This window comes from Pedobacter sp. 01T416_2, assembly GCF_056398925.1.
Window position 1 is genome coordinate 1 of record NZ_JBFTQI010000611.1, and the last position, 3,683, is coordinate 3,683.

Sequence of the window (3,683 nt, forward strand, 5' to 3'; positions counted from 1 at the left end):
CAATCAAATTGTTTTTATTGATATCGCCATTGCTGATATAACCTTCAAAATCAGCATCACCTTTTCTTAAACCAGTATAATTGATGTAAGAAGTTAAATCGTTCTTATCAATTAAACGGTCGTTATTGATATCGCCGGGAAGATAACTTTCGGTACCAGGAACTTTAAATACATATAGCTCTCTACCTGAACCAAAACCACCTACACCATCAGCAACAGCAATTTTGAGGTAACGTGCAGCAGGATGTGCAGTAAAATTGAATATTTTAATTTCGTCGTTATTGGCCCATTCAAATGCACCAGCTTCTGTCCAGCTTTCTTTATTATTGCTATAAAACACTTTACCTTTTAATAAAATCCCGTTCCCTCTTCCTGTGCGTGGCAGGTAGTGGAATTTATCCAGTTGGTTGATCGATTTCAGATCAATGATCATATCAAAAGGAACTGCCTTAACACCCCATTTGGTATGCCAGGTATTACCTTCATCATAATCGAACAATTTATTGATACCAGAACCTCCTTGATTTTCCACCGTAGTTTCGGCAACAATACCCTGAATAGCAAACTCTAAAGGATTGGTTTTAGTAGTTGCTTTAATTTCGGTCCAATCAGAATAACCATCTTTATTTACTGCACGCAGTTTAAAACTGTAAGCTGTTTCGGCTAATAAACCATCAAACAACAAAGCAGTATCTCGGATAGTAGTATAATGCATATCGTTAAAATCAATTTCATAAAAATCTGCATTGCTCACTTTACTCCAGCTAGGGCTAAGCGTATAGGCTTCTCTGTTTTTATCACTTACCCTTGCATTAGCAGGAGCAGTTAATTTACCTGTTGATACACGTTGTTTATCTACGGGCTCGAATTTAAAACCGTCTATACTAAGTATTACCGGATTGATGGTAATATCGGTAGATTGAAGTTTAACCAACAATTGCGGGTTTTTAACCATTGCCACTTTTTCAAACTCACTTCCTTTTGTAGCAAAACGGTTTAAGTTCGGGGCTGCATCGTAGAAATAAACATTAGACTGTTTTAAAAACTCGTCTTTTGAGTTTACTTCTGATAATTTTATTTTACTGTTCCCAACTTTTGCCGTTAACCTTTTTGGTTTTTCGGTAACGTTAATGACGAATTCAGTTGTTTTCTCTTTCACAAAGCCAYCGAAATCGCCCTTTGCAGGATGAATGGTAACCAGGGCATTGTTTTTCTGATCTAGTGCTGATTCGATTAAAGTAGAAGCACCTTTTCCTAATTTATAGGCTTCTGTTGCACCGTCATCATCATATTCGGTAAATGAAGTTTTTCCAAAAGGATATAATTCATAAATACGGTTTGCTTTATTGATTTCAGCAACATTGTTATTCGGATTCGTCATCGGAATAATGGCGCCATTTTTCACAAAAACAGGCAATTTCCATAATGGGGCATCAAAACTGTTGAGAATGCTGTTTCCAGTATATTTTTCTCCAGTGAAATAATCAATCCATGTTCCCTCTGGTAAATAAATACCATTGCGGATATCGTTACCTTTTTCGTCTGATTGGGTAGCCTGATAAATTGGCGCCACTAAGAAAGAAGGTCCATAGAGGTATTGATATTGTGTTGAAGTCCCTTTGGTATAGGCATTTGGATATTCCAGAAACATTGCCCTGATGATCGGCAATCCGGTAACCGCTTCTCTAGCAACGCTATAAGTATACGGCATTAACTCCGATTTCAGTTTTAAATAGTTGCGGTTAATCGAAGTTACAGGCTCACCCAATGCATGTGGATATTTTTCATTAGCTCCCCAACCGTCCATATTTAATTCCATTGGCGTAAAGGTTTTCCATTGGAAATCGCGGGTATTGATGGTTAGATTTTTACCGCCAAAAATACCATCCATATCGGAAGTAATATTCGGTTGGCCAGATAAACCGGAACCTAAATAGGTAGGGATGTGGAAACGGATATATTCCCAAACGCCACCAGTTTGATCACCCGACCAAATACCGGCATAACGTTGTGTACCCGCCCAGCCATCTAACGAAATGATAAACGGGCGGCTACTATTACCATAATAAGGCATAATCTGGGCTACATCGGCAACACCATTCAACCCGAATGAATAACCGGCTCCAACCCATGCTACATCGGTTTTTAATACACGAACGCCTGCATCTCTGGCTTCCTTAATAATATCGCGCTGCAATAACGGACTTACTTCTGCTTTAGGGTGAAGATCAGATTGTGTCCAAAGACCGATTTCCACGCCGTTTTTACGGGCATAATCGCCAAAACTCTTTAGGTTCTGAATGTTGCCATCCAATGTTTCGGTTTGGCCATAACCTGCGCCATAACCATCATTTGGAAGTACCCAGCCCAAAGGCATATCGTGTTTTTTATAACGGTCGATCACCGCACGTGCTGAAAACTGATAATTGTTTTTTTCACCGTTAAGCGATTCTTTTATACCGCCGTTATCTTTCTGACTTTCTTTGTAACGTTTTCCATCTTCAAATAAAGTTCCCTTTTCGTCTTCTTTCCAAAAATCTCGGTTGTAAGCGTTTAAATGTCCCTGATAGAAACCAAATTTCGGTAACAAAATAGGATTTCCGGTAAGTTGATAAAAATCGTTCAATAAGGGTACCGCACCATCGTTAATCATAAAAAAAGCATCCAGGTAATCGGTTTCATGTGCCAATTTCACCAATCCTTTTTCTTTAGCACCAAAATTGTAATTTCCTTTACTGAAGGTATACCACATTACAGCATAACCGTTGGTAGACCAATAATAAGGTGTTGGTGAAGCTACTCCCCCATCCGTCCAGCTGTTTTGGTTTTCGATAGAAATGGCTCTTCCCTTGTGAGAGAAACGGCCGTTCTGTACGCCACCACCATAAAAATACTCCTGTGGATTTTCTTTCAAACTAAGGGTTACTTTCCCTTTTTCGAACTGAATCGGAGCTAATTCTTCCACAGCAACAGCTTGTGTAGCAAGGTTGATAATTTTGATCAGCGAAGTATTTTTATCGAAAAGAACCGTAATCTTACCAGTAGATATGAACAGTTGATTGTTCTCATCTTTAATATCCAGTTTTGAAACTGGCCTGCGTGGGTTTTCGACTAAAATTTTGGCTTCTGGTTTTGCTTCCGGATCGCGTATGAAACCTCCTGTAGGGTCTTCGAAAAGACGGAAAATATTATCGCCGTAAAAATCTAATGTTAAACGTTGATTATCAGAAAGCAATAATTCTACTGTGGTGGTATTGATCTTTTTTGCACCAAGCACTTTGGTAACCTTTTCGGCTACCTGATTGGTTTTCTGAGCAGCTGGTTGAGCAGAAACAAAAAACGGAGCGGTAATTAAAAAAAACGCACATGCCAAAACAACGCGCTTAGGTTGGTTTTGGGGATTGGTTATTTTAAAATGTTTAAAAAAATAATGCGGGGTCATTAAATTTTGATTTGGTTATGTGTTTAAGTTAAGCAAGCTGATAATTTAGTTGCTATGGGATAAAGTTAACAAACACATTAAAGGAAATGGTGCGTTTTTAGGCACAAAAACCGCGCAATCGTTTGCCTATCTAATTTTTTACCAGAGATAGCGTGATGTTTTCTATCATTAAGAAATTAAGGGCATTAAGGTTGTAGAAGATCGATTTTATAGAACAGATTCAGCGATCGTCCTCCTGAAC

1 protein-coding gene is annotated in these 3,683 nt (G+C 38.6%); it reads right to left on the reverse strand.

All coding sequences use genetic code 11. The annotated features are described in order from the left end of the window. Positions 1 to 3,373 (reverse strand): TIM-barrel domain-containing protein (locus tag AC1DPQ_RS21170; protein ID WP_477610785.1); only part of this gene is annotated, 3,373 nt, incomplete at its 3' end. Positions 3,374 to 3,683 lie beyond the last annotated feature (310 nt).